The sequence below is a fragment of the Flavobacterium lacisediminis genome, from assembly GCF_025909975.1.
In the GTDB taxonomy this organism is placed as follows: Bacteria; Bacteroidota; Bacteroidia; order Flavobacteriales; family Flavobacteriaceae; genus Flavobacterium; species Flavobacterium lacisediminis.
Map to the genome: position 1 here is coordinate 1 of NZ_JAPCIO010000032.1, position 401 is coordinate 401.

A 401-nucleotide genomic window follows, 5' to 3' on the forward strand; every position below is an offset into this window, starting at 1 on the left:
GAAGAGCAAAAAAGAATACCTCTTAAAGGAAATTCTTCTCTTTGAAAGGAATATCCTTCTTTCTTATTTGATTTAACGCCATTTAATACATCTTGTACTTTAAAGAACAAATTATCAGATACAATTGCTTCATGAATACCGTTAATAATTTGAGTAGGTTCTTCTCCTAGTTTTGGAATAATTATTTTACCCATATAAAATGGGTTTCTTAGTAATTTAGACATATTGCTTCTACTTACTTTAATTCCTTTTTTTCTTAAATCTCTTATAATGTCACTCTGTGGTTTACCTTCGCTAAATTCTTTAAAAGCATTTTGGATTAAATTGGCATTATGACCCACAAGAACAATTGGTTTGTTATTCTCATCTCTAGAATTCTTGTATCCTAAAGGAGCCATTCT

The 401-nt window shown here is 29.2% G+C and carries 1 protein-coding gene; it reads right to left on the reverse strand.

Translation table 11 applies throughout. The features are described 5' to 3' along the window. The coding region (locus OJ995_RS13540) for a recombinase family protein (protein WP_264369918.1) at window positions 1-401 on the reverse strand (401 nt) is incomplete at both ends.